Source organism: Halomonas sp. AOP5-B2-8 (assembly GCF_052376475.1).
Lineage (GTDB): Bacteria > Pseudomonadota > Gammaproteobacteria > Pseudomonadales > Halomonadaceae > Vreelandella > Vreelandella casei.
This window is the reverse complement of record NZ_JBQSVS010000006.1, coordinates 298914-313755: the sequence shown is the minus strand read 5'-3', so window position 1 is coordinate 313755 and position 14842 is coordinate 298914. Positions and strand designations below refer to the sequence as shown.

Genomic DNA, 14842 nt, shown 5'->3' with positions numbered 1-14842 from the left:
GTTTTATGGTGTAATCAGCCTCGAGGCTTATGTCTCGGGGCTTTTTTTATAAAAGGAAAACAACAATGACCGTGATGAACGCCGAGCAGATTGAACGCTTTCTGGATGACGTCTTTCCCCAGCGAATGGGTAGGATTGAGAGCGTCGGCGAGATGCGTGCCACCATGCGGCTAAAAATTGGCCACGAGCACCTGCGCCCCGGCCCGCGTGTTTCCGGCCCCACCATGATGGGCTTTGCGGACGTCGCACTGTATGTGGCTATTTTGGCGCAGATTGGCCCGGAACCCATGGCCGTGACCAGCGATTTCAACTGCCACTTCCTACGCGCGGCCTCTGGTGATCACGACATTATCGCCCATGCCAAATTGATTAAACTCGGCCGCCGCTTAGGCGTTGGGGAAGTGCAAATATACTCAGCCAGCGATGACATACGACCTGTCGTGCATGTCACCGCCAGCTATGCGCTGCCCACCACCTGATTGCGCTAGCTTACTTCAGGGAGCCGGTCGATCATTCGATCAAGCGTCATCGGGTACTCACGTAGCCGAACGCCGGTCGCATTATAGATCGCGTTGGCAACGGCGGCCGCCACGCCACAAATACCCAGCTCACCAACTCCTTTTGCCTTGAGAGGCGTTGAGGCCGCATCCGCCGTGTCCAGGAAAATAATCTCCTGTTGAGGAATGTCGGCATGCACCGCCACCTCATAACTGGCGAGATCGTGATTGACGAAGAAGCCGCGCTCAAGATCGGCGGTGAGCCCCTCCATCAAGGCGGCACCGACACCCATTGTCATACCGCCTAGCACCTGGCTACGCGCCGTTATCGGGTTCAGAATGCGCCCCGCATCACATGCCGCCAACATGCGCCGAACACGGGTTTCTCCCGTATGCGCATGCACGGCCACTTCAACAAAGTGCGCTGCAAAGGTGCCCATCTGCATGCGGTCTTTAAAATCACCAAAGTGCATCGTATCTTCGGCGACCAGCTCTTCACCGTCGAGGATATCGGCAAGTGCGAGGTCGGTTGCGCCGGCCACCACGCGGCGGTTTTCAAAGCGCGGCGTGTCGATATTTAAACGCTTGGCGATCAGCGCTTGAAGCGCCAAGCAAGCGGCATACACGCCTGCAGTGGCGCTAGCGGCGCCGAACTGGCCGCCCGAACCGGAGGAGACAGGATAATCGCTGTTGCCCAACCTGACCTCGACGTCGGCTAGCTCAAGTCCCATTGTTTCGGCGGCCGTCTGGGCAATAATGGTGTAAGAGCCGGTACCGATATCGGTCATATCCGTCTCAACGATCAACCGCCCGCCTTGCAGGCGAACGCGCGCGCCGGAGTTCAGCGTAAGCGCCCCGCGATAAGCGCCGGCCATGCCATGGCCAATCAGCCACTGCCCTTCTCGCGTTGCCCCTGGCGTGCGGTTACGCGCCTTCCAGCCAAAGGCCTCTGCACCTTGGCGTAAGCATTCAACAAAGTGGCGTTCGCTAAACGGCTTGGAGGCATCCTCGGGGTCCACCTGCGTATCGTTGAGAATTCTAAACTCAACGGGATCCATGCCCAGCTTTTCCGCCATTTCATCCATGGCAATTTCTAGCGCAGCAAGCCCCGACGCCTCTCCTGGCGCACGCATATCCGCTGACTCAGGAAGATTCATGTCGATCGGCTGGTGGGACACGCGACGATTCTCTGCGGCATAAAACGTACGAGTCTGATTGACCGGATTCTCGCCGCTGCCGCCGGGCAGCGTATGCGATACCGCCGAATGGTCGAAGGCGGTTATCTTGCCCTGAGCGTTGGCGGCGATGCGCAGGCGCTGAATAGTGCCGGAACGGTGGGTGGTATTGTTGAACACCATGGGGCGCGGCATGGCCAGCTTGACCGGATGCCCGCAAGCACGTGAGCCAAGCGCTGCCAGCACCGCATCGGCACGCAGCCAAAGCTTGCCGCCAAAGCCACCGCCAACGTAGGGGCTTTCTAAGCGGATAGTGTCTGGCTCGATATTAAACGTGGTCGCCAGGGCCTTATGCGTCCAGGCAATCATTTGATTCGAGGTCCATACCGTCATCTGCTGGCCATCTGACCAGTCGACGATTGAGGCATGCGGCTCCATCATGGCGTGGCTTTGGGAAGCGGTGCGATAAACCTCATCCACCGTGACAGGCGCAGCTGCAAACGCAGCGTCCACGTCGCCCACATCGGCTAGCGGCTCGCCGGTGCCCTGCAGGCGCTCCCAGGCTGCCTCAAGGTCAAAGACCCCCGGCGCTTCCTCGTAACTCACCTTGATCAGCGCGGTAGCGCTGCGCGCCTGCTCAAGGGTGTCGGCCACCACCACCGCAATCGCCTGATGGTAATGCTCGATAACGTCGCCCCCAAACAGCCGTGCGTCGTTACTTTTGGCGCGGCCCAATGGCTCAATCTCTAGCGTTGTCACCACGCTGACGACGCCCGGCGCGCCACGCGCAGCCGACGCATCCATGTGGGTAACTCGCCCATTGGCAATGGTGGCGCACAATGGGTAGCCGACCTTTTGATTCGCCACCACGTCATGACGCTCGTAGGCGTAAGGTGCACGGCCCGTGACTTTTAGGATGCCGTCAATCCGCGCATGGGGCTTGCCGATAATACGGGCGCGATCAAACAGGTTGTCTTCGGTGGGTTGATTGAAATCCATGGGGTCACTCCTGAGCCAGCAGCGCGGCAAGCGTTCGCTCTGCCAGGGTAAGCTTGAAGGCGTTCTCTTGCGTGGGGCGGGCGCCGTTGAGCAAGCGCTCCATTAGCGCAGTTGCCCCCTTCGGCAACGCCGCATCAGCTTCCTCGCGCCGCCACGGCTTGGGGGCAACGCCGCCCAGCGCCACACGCCCGCTGCCGTCAGGGGTCTTGATTAGCGCAACGGATACCAGTGCAAAGGCGTAAGAGGCGCGGTCGCGCACTTTATAATAGGCGTGACGCCCTTCGACAGGCGCTGGTAGAACCACGGCGGTAATCATTTCGCCTGGTTCCAGCGCATTTTCCACCTCGGGTGTGTCGCCAGGCAGGCGGTAAAACTCATCAAGCGTGAGGCGCCGAGTTTTGCCGCTGGGCATGACGGTCTCTATGTCAGCGTCCAATACCCTGAGCGCAACGGCCATATCCGAAGGGTGGGTGGCGATACACCGATCAGACGTGCCGATAATTCCCAGTTGGCGCGACGTCGCGCCATCACCCAGTGCCGCACAGCCCGCGCCAGGCGCACGCTTATTGCAAGGCATCGCCGTATCATAAAAGTAGGGACAGCGGGTGCGCTGTAAAAGGTTGCCGCCCGTAGTGGCTTTATTACGCAGCTGGCCCGAGGCGCCCGACACCAGCGCCCGGCTTAATACGCCATAATCTCGGCGAATGCGTGGGTCGGCCGCAAGCCCGCTATTGCGTACCATTGCCCCCACGCGCAAACCGCCGCCGCTGGTGGGCGTAATATCATTGAGCCCGGTTCCCGTCACATCGATCAAGTGCTGCGGGATTTCAATCTCGTGCTTCATCAAATCAAGTAGATTGGTGCCTCCGGCGATGAATTTAGCGCCGGGCACCTCTGCAGCCCGCGCGGCCGCTTGGGCCGGGTCGCTCACTCGTTCATAAGAGAAGGCTCTCATGCGCGCTCCTTAGCGACCTGAGTAATCGCTTTTAAAATATTGGAGTAAGCACCGCAGCGGCACAGATTGCCCGACATCCGCTCACGAATTTCGGCATCGGTTATTTCGATCGGTGCGGTTAAATCATTGGTTACATGGCTGGGAAAGCCTGCCTGCATTTCTTCCAGCACTGCGCTGGCCGAACAGATTTGTCCTGGGGTGCAGTAACCGCACTGAAACGCATCATGATCGATAAACGCTTGCTGCATGGGGTCGAGCTGGTCGGCTGCTGCTCGCCCCTCGATGGTCAAAATATCATCACCGTCGTGCATAACGGCCAGCGTCAGGCAGGCGTTAATCCGCTCGCCATTAACCGACACCGTGCAGGCGCCGCACTGCCCATGGTCGCAGCCCTTTTTTGTGCCCGTCAGCTTTAAACGCTCACGCAATGCGTCCAGCAATGTCGTGCGGTTATCCAGCTCAACGTCGTGTCTTGCTCCATTGACCACGAAAGAGACGCTTGAGCTCTCAGCGCCACTGCGTAAGGTGTCGTCACGCCTTTGAACGCTACTAGGTGGGTTCATAAATGATGCCTTCCTTGCTCACTGCGGTCGTTTAATGAATGACATAACCGCTTTAGCATAGCCATAATTGTTGTAAGCAACCTGTCTCCTGAGCCGAAATTGCTTAAAAAAACATGTCGTGAGATGACGGCCCACGCCAACACGGGCAATGGAAGCCGTTTGCTAACAAGGGGATGCGTTTGAAATGCAGCATTTAGATCGACAGGTGATCGAGCAAGCCATCGCGTGGGCACAGAAAAGTGAAACGCTTTGGCTGTGCACCGTACTGGCAACGTTTGGCTCATCGCCACGCGCCCCCGGGTCATGGATGGTGGTCAGCCAAACGGGACAGTTTATCGGCTCACTATCAGGGGGCTGCGTAGAAGAGGACTTTATACAGCGCCTGGGCGCGGGTGAGTTTGATCAGCCGATCACCGTCATGCGCTATGGCGACCCTAACGACGCGCAAGGCGCTCACCTCGCGCTGCCCTGCGGGGGCATTCTAGACGTGTTGATCGAACGTCTACCCGCCGAACCCGAGACACTTGAACACCTAACGACCTTGCTGGCCGCCCTGCAAGGCCACCGCCGCGTGCTACGTAACGTGCATTTATCCAGCGGGGAGCGTTACTTTACCGATGAGCCCGGCCTAGGCCCGCGGGTAATACACGATGCTGAATCAGGCATTGTTCAGATGCGCCTCGCCCCCGCCAGAAGGCTCATTATTGCCGGCATTTCACCGATTTCAGCCCCGTGCGCTGCCTTCGCTGTCACCCTGGGGTTTGAAGTCATTGTCTGTGACCCCGATGAGGCAGCCTGCGAGGACTTTTCAGTACCCGGCGTAGCGGTTAAAGCGTTACTGCCTTCCGTTTATATCGCTGCCGGTGCTTGCCATAGCGCCACCGCAGTTGTAGCGCTCACCCACGACCCGCGCATTGATGATTTGGCCATGATAGAAGCGGTGCGCACGCCGGCTTTTTATATTGGTGTAATGGGCTCAAGACGCACATCAGCTGCCCGCGCCGGGCGGCTGCTGCGCTCCGGCGGGCTAAGCGAAAAAGAAGTCAACCGACTGCATATGCCGATTGGCTTAGCGTTAGGCAGCAAGACCCCGGCGGAAATCGCTCTCGCCGTCATGGCAGACATTGTGCGAGTGCAGCATGGGCGCGCCATTAATGAGCTCTAGCCACGTTGTCGCCTTAGTGATGGCCGCCGGCTACTCCCGGCGCTTTGGCCAGCACGACAAGCGCAGCGCGATGCTAGCCAGCGGGCAGTCGCTGCTGGCAACGTCCGTCGCCCATGCTGAGTATTCCTTTACGCTGCTACGCGTGGCGATTCGTGAAGACGACACGCCAAGCTTACTCGGCCTGGCCGACACCATGGCGCTAATTCAGCTGCAAACAGCGCACTTGGGCCTGGGATCAAGCCTCGCCGAAGCGGTAGCCGCGCTGAGTCATGACCCGCGTCTGGATCACGTTCAGGCGGTCGCGATTTTATTGGGCGACATGCCCTGCATTGAACGCAAGACGCTGCTAACGCTGCAGCGATTAGCCACCCGCGACACCATCCTGCGGCCCTGCTATGAAGGACGACCAGGCCATCCGGTGATTTTTGGACGAGAATTCTGGCCAGCGCTTGAAATGCTAGGTGGCACTAGTGGCGCTCAGCCGGTTATTCGTCGCCATTTATCCCAGTATCGAGAATATGACGTGCAGGATGACGGCACGCTTATCGATATCGACGCGCCAGAAGACATAGCGAATCTCGATAGCAGGCGCACAGAACAAGCCCCATAAAAAAGCGCTACGGGCGGTTTACGAGGCTTTCACGACCGTAATTGCCAGCATTACCCAGCCTAACATCAGCAACAGGCCACCTATCGGCGTGACGATGCCGACGCTAAGCCCCGCCAGCGCCATTAAGTAGAGTGACCCCGAAAAGCCAGCAACACCCAGCGCCCAGCAGGCTAATATCCAGCGCTGGCCACTTAGCGGCTGTACCCGCTTCCATACCAGCACTATCATCATGGCAAGCGTGTGCCATGCTTGATAACGTACGCCGGTTTCAACAGCGCTGACCATTGCTTGGGTCGTCCGTGCCTGCATGCCATGCGCTGCATAGGCACCCAGCATCACCATTAATACGCCCGAGAGCGCCACGACACACCACCACACTTTATCTGTTCGCTGCACGTTGCTCTATTGCCTCCCGTTTGATTGCGCCCTACGCGCTGATTGCACTCATGGCGTACCTTGAACGGCTCGAAACCGCTACAATAGGCAACGCATTGCCACGACGAATGAGACACTCCTATTCATGTCTACACAAGCTATGCCCATACAAATAGAGCTAAACGGTGAGCCACATACGCTGGCGGCTGGCCTTACCGCCGCCGACCTAGTGGAACAGCTAGGCCTTAGCGGTCGTCGTATCGCCGTTGAAATTAACGAAGAGATTGTCCCCCGCAGCCAGCACGCCAATACCTGCCTGGCCGATGGTGACCACGTGGAAGTCGTGCATGCCATTGGCGGCGGCTAAAGGAAATACTATGACGCAACCTACCTCTGCACCGCTAGCCGATGCCCCGCTAACCATTGCCGGGCGCGATTTTCACTCGCGCCTGCTGGTTGGCACCGGCAAGTACAAAAATTTTACAGAAACCGGCGCCGCCATTGCCCAGAGCGGCGCTGAAATCGTCACGTTTGCCGTCCGCCGTACTAACTTAGGCCAGGATGCCGGTGCGCCCAATCTGTTGGACGTTATCTCGCCCCAGCGCTACACCCTGCTACCTAACACCGCTGGCTGCTATACCGCTAAAGACGCGGTGCGCACCTGCCGCTTAGCCCGCGAGCTGCTTGATGGCCATAACCTGGTCAAGCTGGAAGTACTCGGTGACGAAACCACGCTTTATCCCAACGTGGTAGAAACGCTAAAAGCAGCCGAAACACTGCTTGCCGACGGTTTTGATGTGATGGTGTACACCAGCGACGACCCTATTGTGGCTCTCGAATTAGAAGCGATGGGTTGCTGCGCCATCATGCCGCTGGGCTCGCTGATTGGCTCTGGCCACGGCATTCAGAACCCGCACAACGTACGCCTCATTGTTGAGCGCAGCAGCGTGCCGGTGCTGGTGGATGCAGGTATTGGCACTGCGTCAGACGCGGCCATGGCCATGGAGCTAGGCTGCGACGGCGTGTTGCTGAATACGGCCATTGCTCACGCCCGCGAGCCGCTACGCATGGCCAACGCCATGAAGCTGGCCGTTGAGGCCGGACGCGATGCATTTTTAGCCGGCCGCATGCCACGTCGGCAATCCGCCGACCCTTCCTCACCTTTCGCAGGCCGTATTAACGGTTAATTGATTCGAGACCCCATGACTGAATCTAGCTCTGAAAACAGCCCTGAAAATAGCGATTCTCAAGACAGCTCCCTTGAGAACAACACCGGCCCAGAAAGCCAAGATGCTCCGTTGCACCGCCGCGGCATTAAAAGCTATGTGATTCGCGCGGGCCGAATGACCCCGGCACAGAACCGCGGATTAGACGATGTATGGCCGCGCTTTGGCTTGACCATCGCGCAAGGCCGTCAAGACCTAGACGCACTCTTTGGACGCCAGGCGCCACGCGTAGTGGAAATCGGCTTTGGCATGGGTAACTCGCTTATCGAACAGGCCCAGACTCACCCAGAGACTGACTTTATTGGCATTGAAGTCCATGCCCCCGGCGTTGGCAAACTACTTGATGAAGTCGACAAGCGCGGCCTTAGTAACCTGCGCGTTTATCGGGAAGACGCTCTAGCAGTGCTTGAGCAGTGCCTTCCCGAAGGTTCGCTGACCACGCTGCAGCTGTTCTTCCCCGACCCATGGCCGAAGAAAAAACATCATAAGCGACGCATCGTGCAACCAGCGTTCGTCGAGCTAATTCGTACGCGCCTGATGCCCGGCGGCACCTTTCACTTAGCAACTGACTGGGAAGCCTACGCCGAGTGGATGGCCGAGGTGATGGAAATAGCCCCCGGCTATGCCAACACGGCCACCCAGGAAACGGCCCCCTATGTACCCCGCCCCACGTTTCGCCCGCTGACCAAGTTTGAAGCACGCGGCGAAAAGCTCGGCCACGGCGTATGGGATTTGATTTACCAGCGTCAAGATTAAGCTATTTTTAGTGCTGCCTATTCAAACGCAGTGCGCGCGCCGTCAGCATCTTGGGGGGCGCATTTAGCGTTCAACACCTGATGCATCGCCCCTTCACCACTTTCAAAGGCGTCGATATTGGCTAGGGTGGTCTCAGCAATATTCGTTAAGGCCTCTGTGGTGAAGAAGGCCTGATGGCCGGTGATCAGCACATTGTGAAAGGTTGTCAGACGCATAAACTGATCATCGCTAATCACTTGTTCGGATAAGTCTTCAAAGAATAGCTGCTCCTCCTCTTCATAGACATCCAAGCCAAGGCGGCCGATTTTGCCGCTTTTCAGGCCGGCGATGACGGCCTGGGTATCAACCACGCGACCGCGACCCGTGTTTAGAATCATGACCCCAGCTTTCATTTGCGCGATGGCATCGCTATTAATCAAATGATGAGTGTCAGGCGTTAGAGGGCAGTGCAGGGAAATAATATCGGCTTTAGAGAACAGTGTTGGTAGCGGCACGTACTTTATAAATGGTTTTGCATCCGAGTTGGGAAAAGGGTCATAAGCCAACATCTGGCAGCCAAAGCCATGCATGATATCGGCAAAAATCAGCCCGATTTGTCCCGTGCCAACAACGCCGACCGTTTTGCCATTGAGATCAAAACCCAGCAGGCCATCCAGAGAAAAATTTCCCTCACGCACGCGGTTATAGGCGCGATAGGTCATTCGATTCAGGCTGAGCAGAAGCGCCACAGCATGCTCAGCGACCGCATGCGGCGAATAGGCGGGAACGCGTACAATCGTCATGCCTAATCTAGCCGCTGCCGCTAGATCCACATGATTAAAACCAGCTGAGCGCAACGCTACCAGCCTTGAACCGCTTTTATAGAGCATTTCTAATACCGCGGCATCAAGGCAATCGTTGACGAAGGCGCATACTCCGTCAAAACCCTTAGCCATAAACGCCGTGTCAGCCGTGAGGCGCGTATCGAAAAAGCTCAATGTATGCTTGCCAGCCGTATTGGCGCGGGTCAGAAATATCCGGTCATAGGGTTTAGAACTAAAAACGGCAATGCGCATGACCCAGTGCTCCCACAAAAAATCTATTCACAAATGCATTAAGAAATAAGCGGTGATAACGACAGCATAGGCGACGAGCACAAAACGAGTAACGCTAATTTGCGCAGAGCATTAGCAAGGAGAGGTTATTAGCGAGAGGTAGAAAAAAGAAAGCCACTCCAAAGGAGTGGCAAAAGACCGTGACTAGCAATGAGAGGGAGAAACCATGACAGTCAACTGACGCTGATCTTTGCGAAGTATCTGTCTTGGTCGTGGCGTCTCATCAAACGCCACAAACACACTGTAATCATTCTCATTCAAGCCGTCAATACAAATACGAATATTTTTTATTTAGTTTCTTAATTAGCTTACCAGCTTCAGCCATAGCGGCAGTGTGAGCATTGCTAATAATGTTTGCCCCGTGATGATGGCCGCCATCAGCTCGGCATCGCCTCCCAGCTGACGCGCTAGAATATACGCGGACGTGGCGGTCGGCAGCGCTGCAAACAGTAGCGCCACGTCCCGGCTGACAGGGTCTAGCTGTAATATCCAGGTTAATATCAGCACGAATGCCGGCATTAATAACAGCTTAACGCTGTTAATGGCCAGCACGCCACGGTCAATACGTAGCAGCGCCGCTGGGCGTAGTGCAACGCCTACGGCTACCAGCCCAAGCGGCAAAGCCGCGCGGCCTAGCAAGCCAACTGTCGCATGACTCCAGCCGGGTAAACCGATGTCCGAGACATTCAGACCAATACCCACGAGACAAGCCAAAATCAACGGGTTTTTAACCAGCGCCATAACGCTTTTACCCAGGCTTGCACTGCCCAAGGTTCCTGCGCCGACAAAGCTTGCGACACACATGACGTTGACCACCGGCACCATCAGAGCAACAGCGACCGCAGCGGTGGTCGCTCCTAAGCTGCCGTGTAGCGCGGCGGCACCGGCAACGCCAACATAGGTATTAAACCGTACGGCGCCTTGGAACACAGAGGTAAACGCAGCGGGTGCGAGCCGTAACCAGCCACGCAAGCGCCATAGCAGCAGCCCAAAAAAAGCCATCGCGCCCAGTAACACTAGCGCTAAACGGCCGACCGGCACCTGGGTCACATCGGCGGTGGCCAAGGTGCCCACCAGCATCGCTGGGAACAGTACAAAGTAAATCAGCCGTTCCATCTGCGGCCAAAAAGTATCGCTTGGCCACCGCCAGTTACCTAGTACTGCACCCAGTAAAATCAATAAAAACAATGGGCCTAAAGCGCCGGTGATACTCTCCATTTGCGTTCCTTATACCTGCGACACTCAAGCACAACGATATCGACTTGATTACTGTTACCATGGCAATCATTTCCGCCTGACGCCTTGCGTAGCGATTATTCTGCCATGAAGATGATGTCCAAAGCTGCATCCCCTGCAGCCTTCCCCGTATTAAGGGTACTGATACTGATCACCGGCTTAGCGCTGGCCGCCTGCGCATTGATGCATTAGCGATATTACCACTGGAAGTAGCAGTAGAGGGTGTGAAAGCCACGCAGATGGACGTTGATTTTATTGGCCGGGACATGGATGTAGGCTTACATCGTTTTGGCCTTACCGCCCGTTCGCCGGGCCACTTTCAAGGCCAAGGCCAGGTAGGCATCTGCACTCAGGCAGTTATGCCTTGGCGAGCGCGAGTCATACTAAAAACGGCCGACGGCAATGTCGGCAGCTGGTTTGATTTTGATGTCATTCGGAGTTAATGAAAATGGCCAGTAAACCGCTATGGCTTGAAGTAGGTGTTGCCGCATTAGAAACTGAGCTAGAGGATTAATCGATTGGCTCTGGCGCTGTCTGAAGGCGATCGAGCATTGCCATCAATGCGCTAATTTGAACCCCTTCGCGGGTATCGTATTGAGGGCTTACCTGCCAGGTGCTTTCAGCAAATCCCCACCAGTCCCAGCAACCCTGGGGATTGGTCATGCTGCTTTCTGCCTGAGGATAAAGCACGATTTGTTGATGCGCTGCAGCCCAGTCATTTAACCCAGAATAGCGGATGAACGTATCACCAATCGCTGCTTCATTCATTTGGCAGCCGTGAATTGCCAGCGTTACCGGGCAGCCGCCCGCCTCGCAGTCTTGCGGTATAAACACGTAGCCCGTGTCAGCCAACCCTTTTGCCGCAAATTCCGCTTGATCAAAGGCGATTAGCGCCCCGCTCTCTTCTCCACTGGAGCTAGCGTCATCTGAGACGTCGCGCTCGGGATAGAGCCAATCCAGCATTTCGCCAGCAATGTCTTCATCGCAGGATAATACATAGCTACCGCCGCCTTGATGGCAGTCGCCCCACTCATGCGGATCAGAAGCGGCGTTACTGGGCAAACGCACCGGCCAACCATGCCCAATATTTTCGCTACGCACAACGCGCAGCTGGTCGGGCGAAGCAAGCCAGCCCTGCCATTGCTCGGCTAATAAATCACCGAGTTCAGGCTCAACCACTTCATCATCTTCACCGTGCCACAGATAAGCCCGGAGCTGACTAAGGGCATCTGTTTTACCCACAAGATCACGTGCTAGGTAACGCTGATGGCGGGTTTGTAAGTCGTCCAATGACGGCGCGCCGTTGCGAGTCGTTAGGCACTGATTCAACGCCAGTCTGAGCGAGCCTTGGGCACAGCTCCAAGGGCCTGCCGCCAGTACACCCAAGCCGCTAAAACGCTCGGGCCATGCCACTGCCAGCTGGGTAGCCATGTAGCCGCCCGACGATAGGCCCACTACGCTTGCGTCATCAGAAGCGGCGCCCAACGCAGGCAGCGCATTGTGCTCGCTGGCGGCCTCGGCTTGAGCAATCAGCGGCACACACATGCTTACGCAAAGCAGCGTGAAAGCAAGAGGATGCACCGCTAAAGCCGAGGCTGGCAGCATCGCTTATTCGACGCCTAGCAGTTCAACGCGGAAGGTAAGCATCTCATTGGGTCCAATCGGGCCCTGGCCGTTTTCGCCGTAGGCAAGCTCAGCCGGGATATACAGCATCCAGCTATCGCCCACGCTCATCAGCTGCAGCGCTTCCTGCCAACCTTCAATCACTTGATTGGTCTGAAAGCTTACCGCCTCGCCACGTTCAAATGAGCTATCAAAGACCGTGCCATCCAACAGCATACCTTCGTAGTTCACTTCAACAGTGTCTTCAGCACCTGGGGTCGCGCCGTCACCAGATTCAAGCACTTCATACTGAAGGCCAGAATCTGTCACCGTGACTTCTTCACGCTCAGCGTTCTCGGCTAGAAAGGCTTCGCCTTCATCAAGATTCATCTGCGCCATTTCTTCGGCTTCAGCTTCACGTGCCTGCATCGACTGCTCTTGGAAAGCCATTAACGCTTCGGTCATCTCTTCTTCCGTCAGCGCGAGCTCAGCATCTTCAAAAACATCGCGCATGCCGTCGTTAAAGGCATCCAAATCAAGGTCTTCAATATCCGCCTGCATGCTTTCACCCAGGGTAACACCCAGGCTATAAGCCAAACGCTGTTCGTCGGTTTCTGGCGCTGCTGCTGCAAAAGGGGCGACCAAAAGCAGCCCCGTAAGAGCCGTTGTAGAAAGCAGTAGTTTCATGAAAGATCCTTTTAAAGCGGCGCCGAACGCCTATCAGTGTCACCCAAAGACTAACACCCACCGCTCGTCAAATGCATCTGCCGAGCGGTGGGTGTTTAATAAGACCACAAAATACTAAAGAGGTTTAGCGATTAAACCACCAGCGTTGGACAATCCGCCGCGCCCGCTACACGCTGGGAGACGCTGCCAAGTAACGGATTTTTTTCGCCATTGGTGCCCTGTGCACCAATGACAATAAGGTCACATTCACGCTTATGGGCAAAACGCACGATGATCCGCGAAGGGCGACCGCCCTTTACAAAAGCCCGCACGCGGGAAGCATCAGCGCCAAGCTCAACAGCATGGGATTTCGCATGGACGGCAATTTCCGTGGCGTACTCTTTTAACGCATCGTCGGGAAGATCCAGCTGGCTGGGCCGCACCATAGAAAGTGAGGCTTCCAACAGGCTGTGGTGCTTAAAAACGCACAGTAAATAAAGCTCAGCACCGGTCAGCAAATGCAGCCCCACCGCTTTTTCCAACGCCTTGATAGCGCCTTTTGAGCCATCCACCGGGACTAAAATGCGATTAAACATTCGTGTACTCCTCGTGGCCGCTTACCGAAAGGCAACATCACGCAGAAACAGCGCAATCTGCGGGAACATGATCAGCAGCGCGGCGGCCAAGATCAGCATGAAGATGAACGGCGGCGTGCCTTTAATGACATCCCAATAAGGGCGTTTAAAAATCGCAATGGCGGTAAATATATCGCACCCAAAGGGCGGTGTTGCCGACCCTATCGCCACCTGCAGGGTAATTAATATACCCACCAACACCGGATCTAAGCCCGTTGCAGCAATGGCCGGCGCAAAAATCGGCGTTAACACCAAAATGACCACAATCGGGTCGACAAACATACACGCCACAAAGAACGAGATACAAATGGCAATCAAAACGCCCGTTGGCCCAGCGTCATTGACACCCACCGTTTCCAAGATCATCTGCGGAATTTGCGCGAAAGAGATAATCCACGAAAAGCCATTACCGACAGCGACCAAGATAAACACCACGGCCGTAATCAGGCCCGTCGATTTGGCGATAGCATAAATGTCGTGCATCTTCAGCGAACGAAACACCACAAACTCTAGCAAGATGGCGTACAACACGCAGGCAGCAGCGGCTTCGGTTGGACTAAACACACCCCCGTAAATACCGCCTACGATAATGACCGGAAAGCCTAGCGGCCAAAGCGCTTGTTTTACCGCCAATGCGCGCTCTTTCCAGCTCGCCTTTGGCTCGGTAGGCACGTCTTTAACGATGGCATACACAATGCTATAGGCGGAAAACATCACCAGAATCATTAACCCTGGCCCAATCCCCGCAATGAACAGTTCACCAATGGATGTACCTGAGATTACCCCATAGATGATCATGCCAATGCTGGGGGGAATCAAAAAGGCGATGTCACTGGCGTTAATGATTAGCGCTAACGTAAATGAATCGGAATAGCCTGCCTTAAGCATCTTGGGCCGCAGCGGTGAGCCAACGGCCACCACCGTTGCCTGCGTTGAGCCAGAAACAGCGCCAAACAGCGTACATGAGGCAGCGGTACTGACGGCTAGGCCACCTTTGATATGGCCGATAAACGACATGACCATTTCGATCAAACGGTTAGCCGACTGCCCGCGGGTCATAATGTCCGCGGCTAGGATAAACATCGGCACGGCAATTAATGAGGCGGGGCGTATGCCTGCCATCATCTGTTGGATCAGCGTATCCATCTGTCCAAAGCCGTTAAACATCATATAAAAACCAATTACCGCGGCGGTAATTAGCGGAATCATCATAGGAAAGCCCAGCAGCAGCAGGGCAATCATAGCGGTGACCATTATCGTCGTCATATCTGTTCCCCTAGAGTGCAAT

At 56.0% G+C, this 14842-nt stretch carries 17 protein-coding genes; 7 read left to right on the top strand and 10 right to left on the bottom strand.

All coding sequences use genetic code 11. The annotated features are described in order from the left end of the window. The first annotated feature begins 65 nt into the window (after window positions 1–65). Window positions 66–479, top strand: a complete 414-nt coding sequence (locus tag ACT3RP_RS15775) for a PaaI family thioesterase (RefSeq protein WP_441686711.1) — start codon at window positions 66–68, stop codon at window positions 477–479. Window positions 480–484: 5 nt separating this feature from the next. Here the strand turns inward: ACT3RP_RS15775 and paoC are convergent, their stop codons facing one another. From paoC to ACT3RP_RS15760, 3 genes are read right to left on the bottom strand one after another with little or no spacing between them, the layout of a single operon-like run. Continuing rightward, on the bottom strand, window positions 485–2671 hold the full coding sequence (gene paoC, locus ACT3RP_RS15770) for an aldehyde oxidoreductase molybdenum-binding subunit PaoC (RefSeq protein WP_444672339.1): 2187 nt from the start codon (window positions 2669–2671) through the stop codon (window positions 485–487). Window positions 2672–2675: 4 nt separating this feature from the next. Further along, window positions 2676–3626, bottom strand: a complete 951-nt coding sequence (locus ACT3RP_RS15765) for an FAD binding domain-containing protein (RefSeq protein ID WP_096277078.1) — start codon at window positions 3624–3626, stop codon at window positions 2676–2678. Further along, entirely contained in the window at window positions 3623–4189 is a 567-nt protein-coding gene (locus ACT3RP_RS15760; protein ID WP_096277076.1) for a 2Fe-2S iron-sulfur cluster-binding protein, read from the bottom strand. Before ACT3RP_RS15760 ends, ACT3RP_RS15765 begins: the two co-directional genes overlap by 4 nt. A 184-nt stretch (window positions 4190–4373) precedes the next feature. Here ACT3RP_RS15760 and ACT3RP_RS15755 point away from each other — a divergent pair, with 184 nt between their 5' ends. Both ACT3RP_RS15755 and ACT3RP_RS15750 read left to right on the top strand, forming a co-directional pair. Beyond that, window positions 4374–5354, top strand: coding sequence for an XdhC family protein (locus ACT3RP_RS15755; protein WP_096277074.1), 981 nt, complete (start codon window positions 4374–4376; stop codon window positions 5352–5354). Further along, window positions 5344–5964 carry a nucleotidyltransferase family protein gene (locus tag ACT3RP_RS15750; RefSeq protein WP_444672338.1) on the top strand — a complete coding sequence of 207 codons (621 nt, stop codon included), beginning with the start codon at window positions 5344–5346 and terminating at the stop codon, window positions 5962–5964. The genes ACT3RP_RS15755 and ACT3RP_RS15750 overlap by 11 nt, the downstream gene beginning before the upstream one ends. 18 nt (window positions 5965–5982) lie before the next feature. Here ACT3RP_RS15750 and ACT3RP_RS15745 read toward each other — a convergent pair whose 3' ends face one another. Next, window positions 5983–6360, bottom strand: coding sequence for a DUF423 domain-containing protein (locus ACT3RP_RS15745; protein WP_444672337.1), 378 nt, complete (start codon window positions 6358–6360; stop codon window positions 5983–5985). 139 nt (window positions 6361–6499) lie between these two features. Between ACT3RP_RS15745 and thiS the strand changes: the two genes are divergently transcribed. From thiS to trmB, 3 genes are read left to right on the top strand one after another with little or no spacing between them, the layout of a single operon-like run. After that, a complete protein-coding gene (thiS, locus tag ACT3RP_RS15740; protein WP_096282237.1) occupies window positions 6500–6706 on the top strand; it encodes a sulfur carrier protein ThiS in 207 nt (68 codons plus the stop codon). Between the two features lie 10 nt (window positions 6707–6716). After that, window positions 6717–7526, top strand: coding sequence for a thiazole synthase (locus tag ACT3RP_RS15735; RefSeq protein WP_193063151.1), 810 nt, complete (start codon window positions 6717–6719; stop codon window positions 7524–7526). Between the two features lie 15 nt (window positions 7527–7541). Further along, window positions 7542–8321 (top strand): tRNA (guanosine(46)-N7)-methyltransferase TrmB, encoded by a 780-nt coding sequence (trmB, locus tag ACT3RP_RS15730; RefSeq protein WP_192536002.1) that lies wholly within the window; start codon window positions 7542–7544, stop codon window positions 8319–8321. A gap of 17 nt (window positions 8322–8338) precedes the next feature. Here the strand turns inward: trmB and ACT3RP_RS15725 are convergent, their stop codons facing one another. Further along, window positions 8339–9376 (bottom strand): 2-hydroxyacid dehydrogenase, encoded by a 1038-nt coding sequence (locus ACT3RP_RS15725; protein ID WP_192536003.1) that lies wholly within the window; start codon window positions 9374–9376, stop codon window positions 8339–8341. 342 nt (window positions 9377–9718) lie between these two features. Then, window positions 9719–10633 (bottom strand): AEC family transporter, encoded by a 915-nt coding sequence (locus ACT3RP_RS15720; protein WP_444672336.1) that lies wholly within the window; start codon window positions 10631–10633, stop codon window positions 9719–9721. 242 nt (window positions 10634–10875) lie between these two features. Between ACT3RP_RS15720 and ACT3RP_RS15715 the strand changes: the two genes are divergently transcribed. Beyond that, window positions 10876–11094 carry a hypothetical protein gene (locus tag ACT3RP_RS15715; RefSeq protein ID WP_225734384.1) on the top strand — a complete coding sequence of 73 codons (219 nt, stop codon included), beginning with the start codon at window positions 10876–10878 and terminating at the stop codon, window positions 11092–11094. Between the two features lie 67 nt (window positions 11095–11161). On the opposite strand, the gene ACT3RP_RS15710 is transcribed toward ACT3RP_RS15715, so the two are convergent. The 4 genes from ACT3RP_RS15710 to ACT3RP_RS15695 form a co-directional block, all read right to left on the bottom strand. Continuing rightward, complete coding sequence (locus tag ACT3RP_RS15710) at window positions 11162–12256, bottom strand: poly(3-hydroxybutyrate) depolymerase (RefSeq protein WP_192536005.1); 1095 nt, start codon at window positions 12254–12256, stop codon at window positions 11162–11164. 3 nt (window positions 12257–12259) lie between these two features. Beyond that, window positions 12260–12940 (bottom strand): BamJ family beta-barrel-assembly machinery protein, encoded by a 681-nt coding sequence (locus ACT3RP_RS15705; protein ID WP_192536006.1) that lies wholly within the window; start codon window positions 12938–12940, stop codon window positions 12260–12262. A 131-nt stretch (window positions 12941–13071) separates the two neighbouring features. Further along, window positions 13072–13515: a universal stress protein gene (locus tag ACT3RP_RS15700; RefSeq protein WP_192536007.1), complete on the bottom strand. Its 444-nt coding sequence runs from the start codon at window positions 13513–13515 to the stop codon at window positions 13072–13074. Window positions 13516–13536: 21 nt separating this feature from the next. Next, window positions 13537–14820: a TRAP transporter large permease gene (locus ACT3RP_RS15695; protein ID WP_192536008.1), complete on the bottom strand. Its 1284-nt coding sequence runs from the start codon at window positions 14818–14820 to the stop codon at window positions 13537–13539. Window positions 14821–14842 lie beyond the last annotated feature (22 nt).

Coding starts and splice junctions, on each gene's coding strand:
- ACT3RP_RS15750 (WP_444672338.1), top strand. CDS start 5,344: ATGAGCTCTAGCCACGTTGTCGCCTTAGTGATGGCCGCCGGCTACTCC.
- ACT3RP_RS15760 (WP_096277076.1), bottom strand. CDS start 4,189: ATGAACCCACCTAGTAGCGTTCAAAGGCGTGACGACACCTTACGCAGT.
- ACT3RP_RS15755 (WP_096277074.1), top strand. CDS start 4,374: ATGCAGCATTTAGATCGACAGGTGATCGAGCAAGCCATCGCGTGGGCA.
- ACT3RP_RS15725 (WP_192536003.1), bottom strand. CDS start 9,376: ATGCGCATTGCCGTTTTTAGTTCTAAACCCTATGACCGGATATTTCTG.
- ACT3RP_RS15735 (WP_193063151.1), top strand. CDS start 6,717: ATGACGCAACCTACCTCTGCACCGCTAGCCGATGCCCCGCTAACCATT.
- ACT3RP_RS15720 (WP_444672336.1), bottom strand. CDS start 10,633: ATGGAGAGTATCACCGGCGCTTTAGGCCCATTGTTTTTATTGATTTTA.
- ACT3RP_RS15710 (WP_192536005.1), bottom strand. CDS start 12,256: ATGCTGCCAGCCTCGGCTTTAGCGGTGCATCCTCTTGCTTTCACGCTG.
- ACT3RP_RS15700 (WP_192536007.1), bottom strand. CDS start 13,515: ATGTTTAATCGCATTTTAGTCCCGGTGGATGGCTCAAAAGGCGCTATC.
- ACT3RP_RS15705 (WP_192536006.1), bottom strand. CDS start 12,940: ATGAAACTACTGCTTTCTACAACGGCTCTTACGGGGCTGCTTTTGGTC.
- thiS (WP_096282237.1), top strand. CDS start 6,500: ATGCCCATACAAATAGAGCTAAACGGTGAGCCACATACGCTGGCGGCT.
- ACT3RP_RS15775 (WP_441686711.1), top strand. CDS start 66: ATGACCGTGATGAACGCCGAGCAGATTGAACGCTTTCTGGATGACGTC.
- ACT3RP_RS15765 (WP_096277078.1), bottom strand. CDS start 3,626: ATGAGAGCCTTCTCTTATGAACGAGTGAGCGACCCGGCCCAAGCGGCC.
- paoC (WP_444672339.1), bottom strand. CDS start 2,671: ATGGATTTCAATCAACCCACCGAAGACAACCTGTTTGATCGCGCCCGT.
- trmB (WP_192536002.1), top strand. CDS start 7,542: ATGACTGAATCTAGCTCTGAAAACAGCCCTGAAAATAGCGATTCTCAA.
- ACT3RP_RS15695 (WP_192536008.1), bottom strand. CDS start 14,820: ATGACGACGATAATGGTCACCGCTATGATTGCCCTGCTGCTGCTGGGC.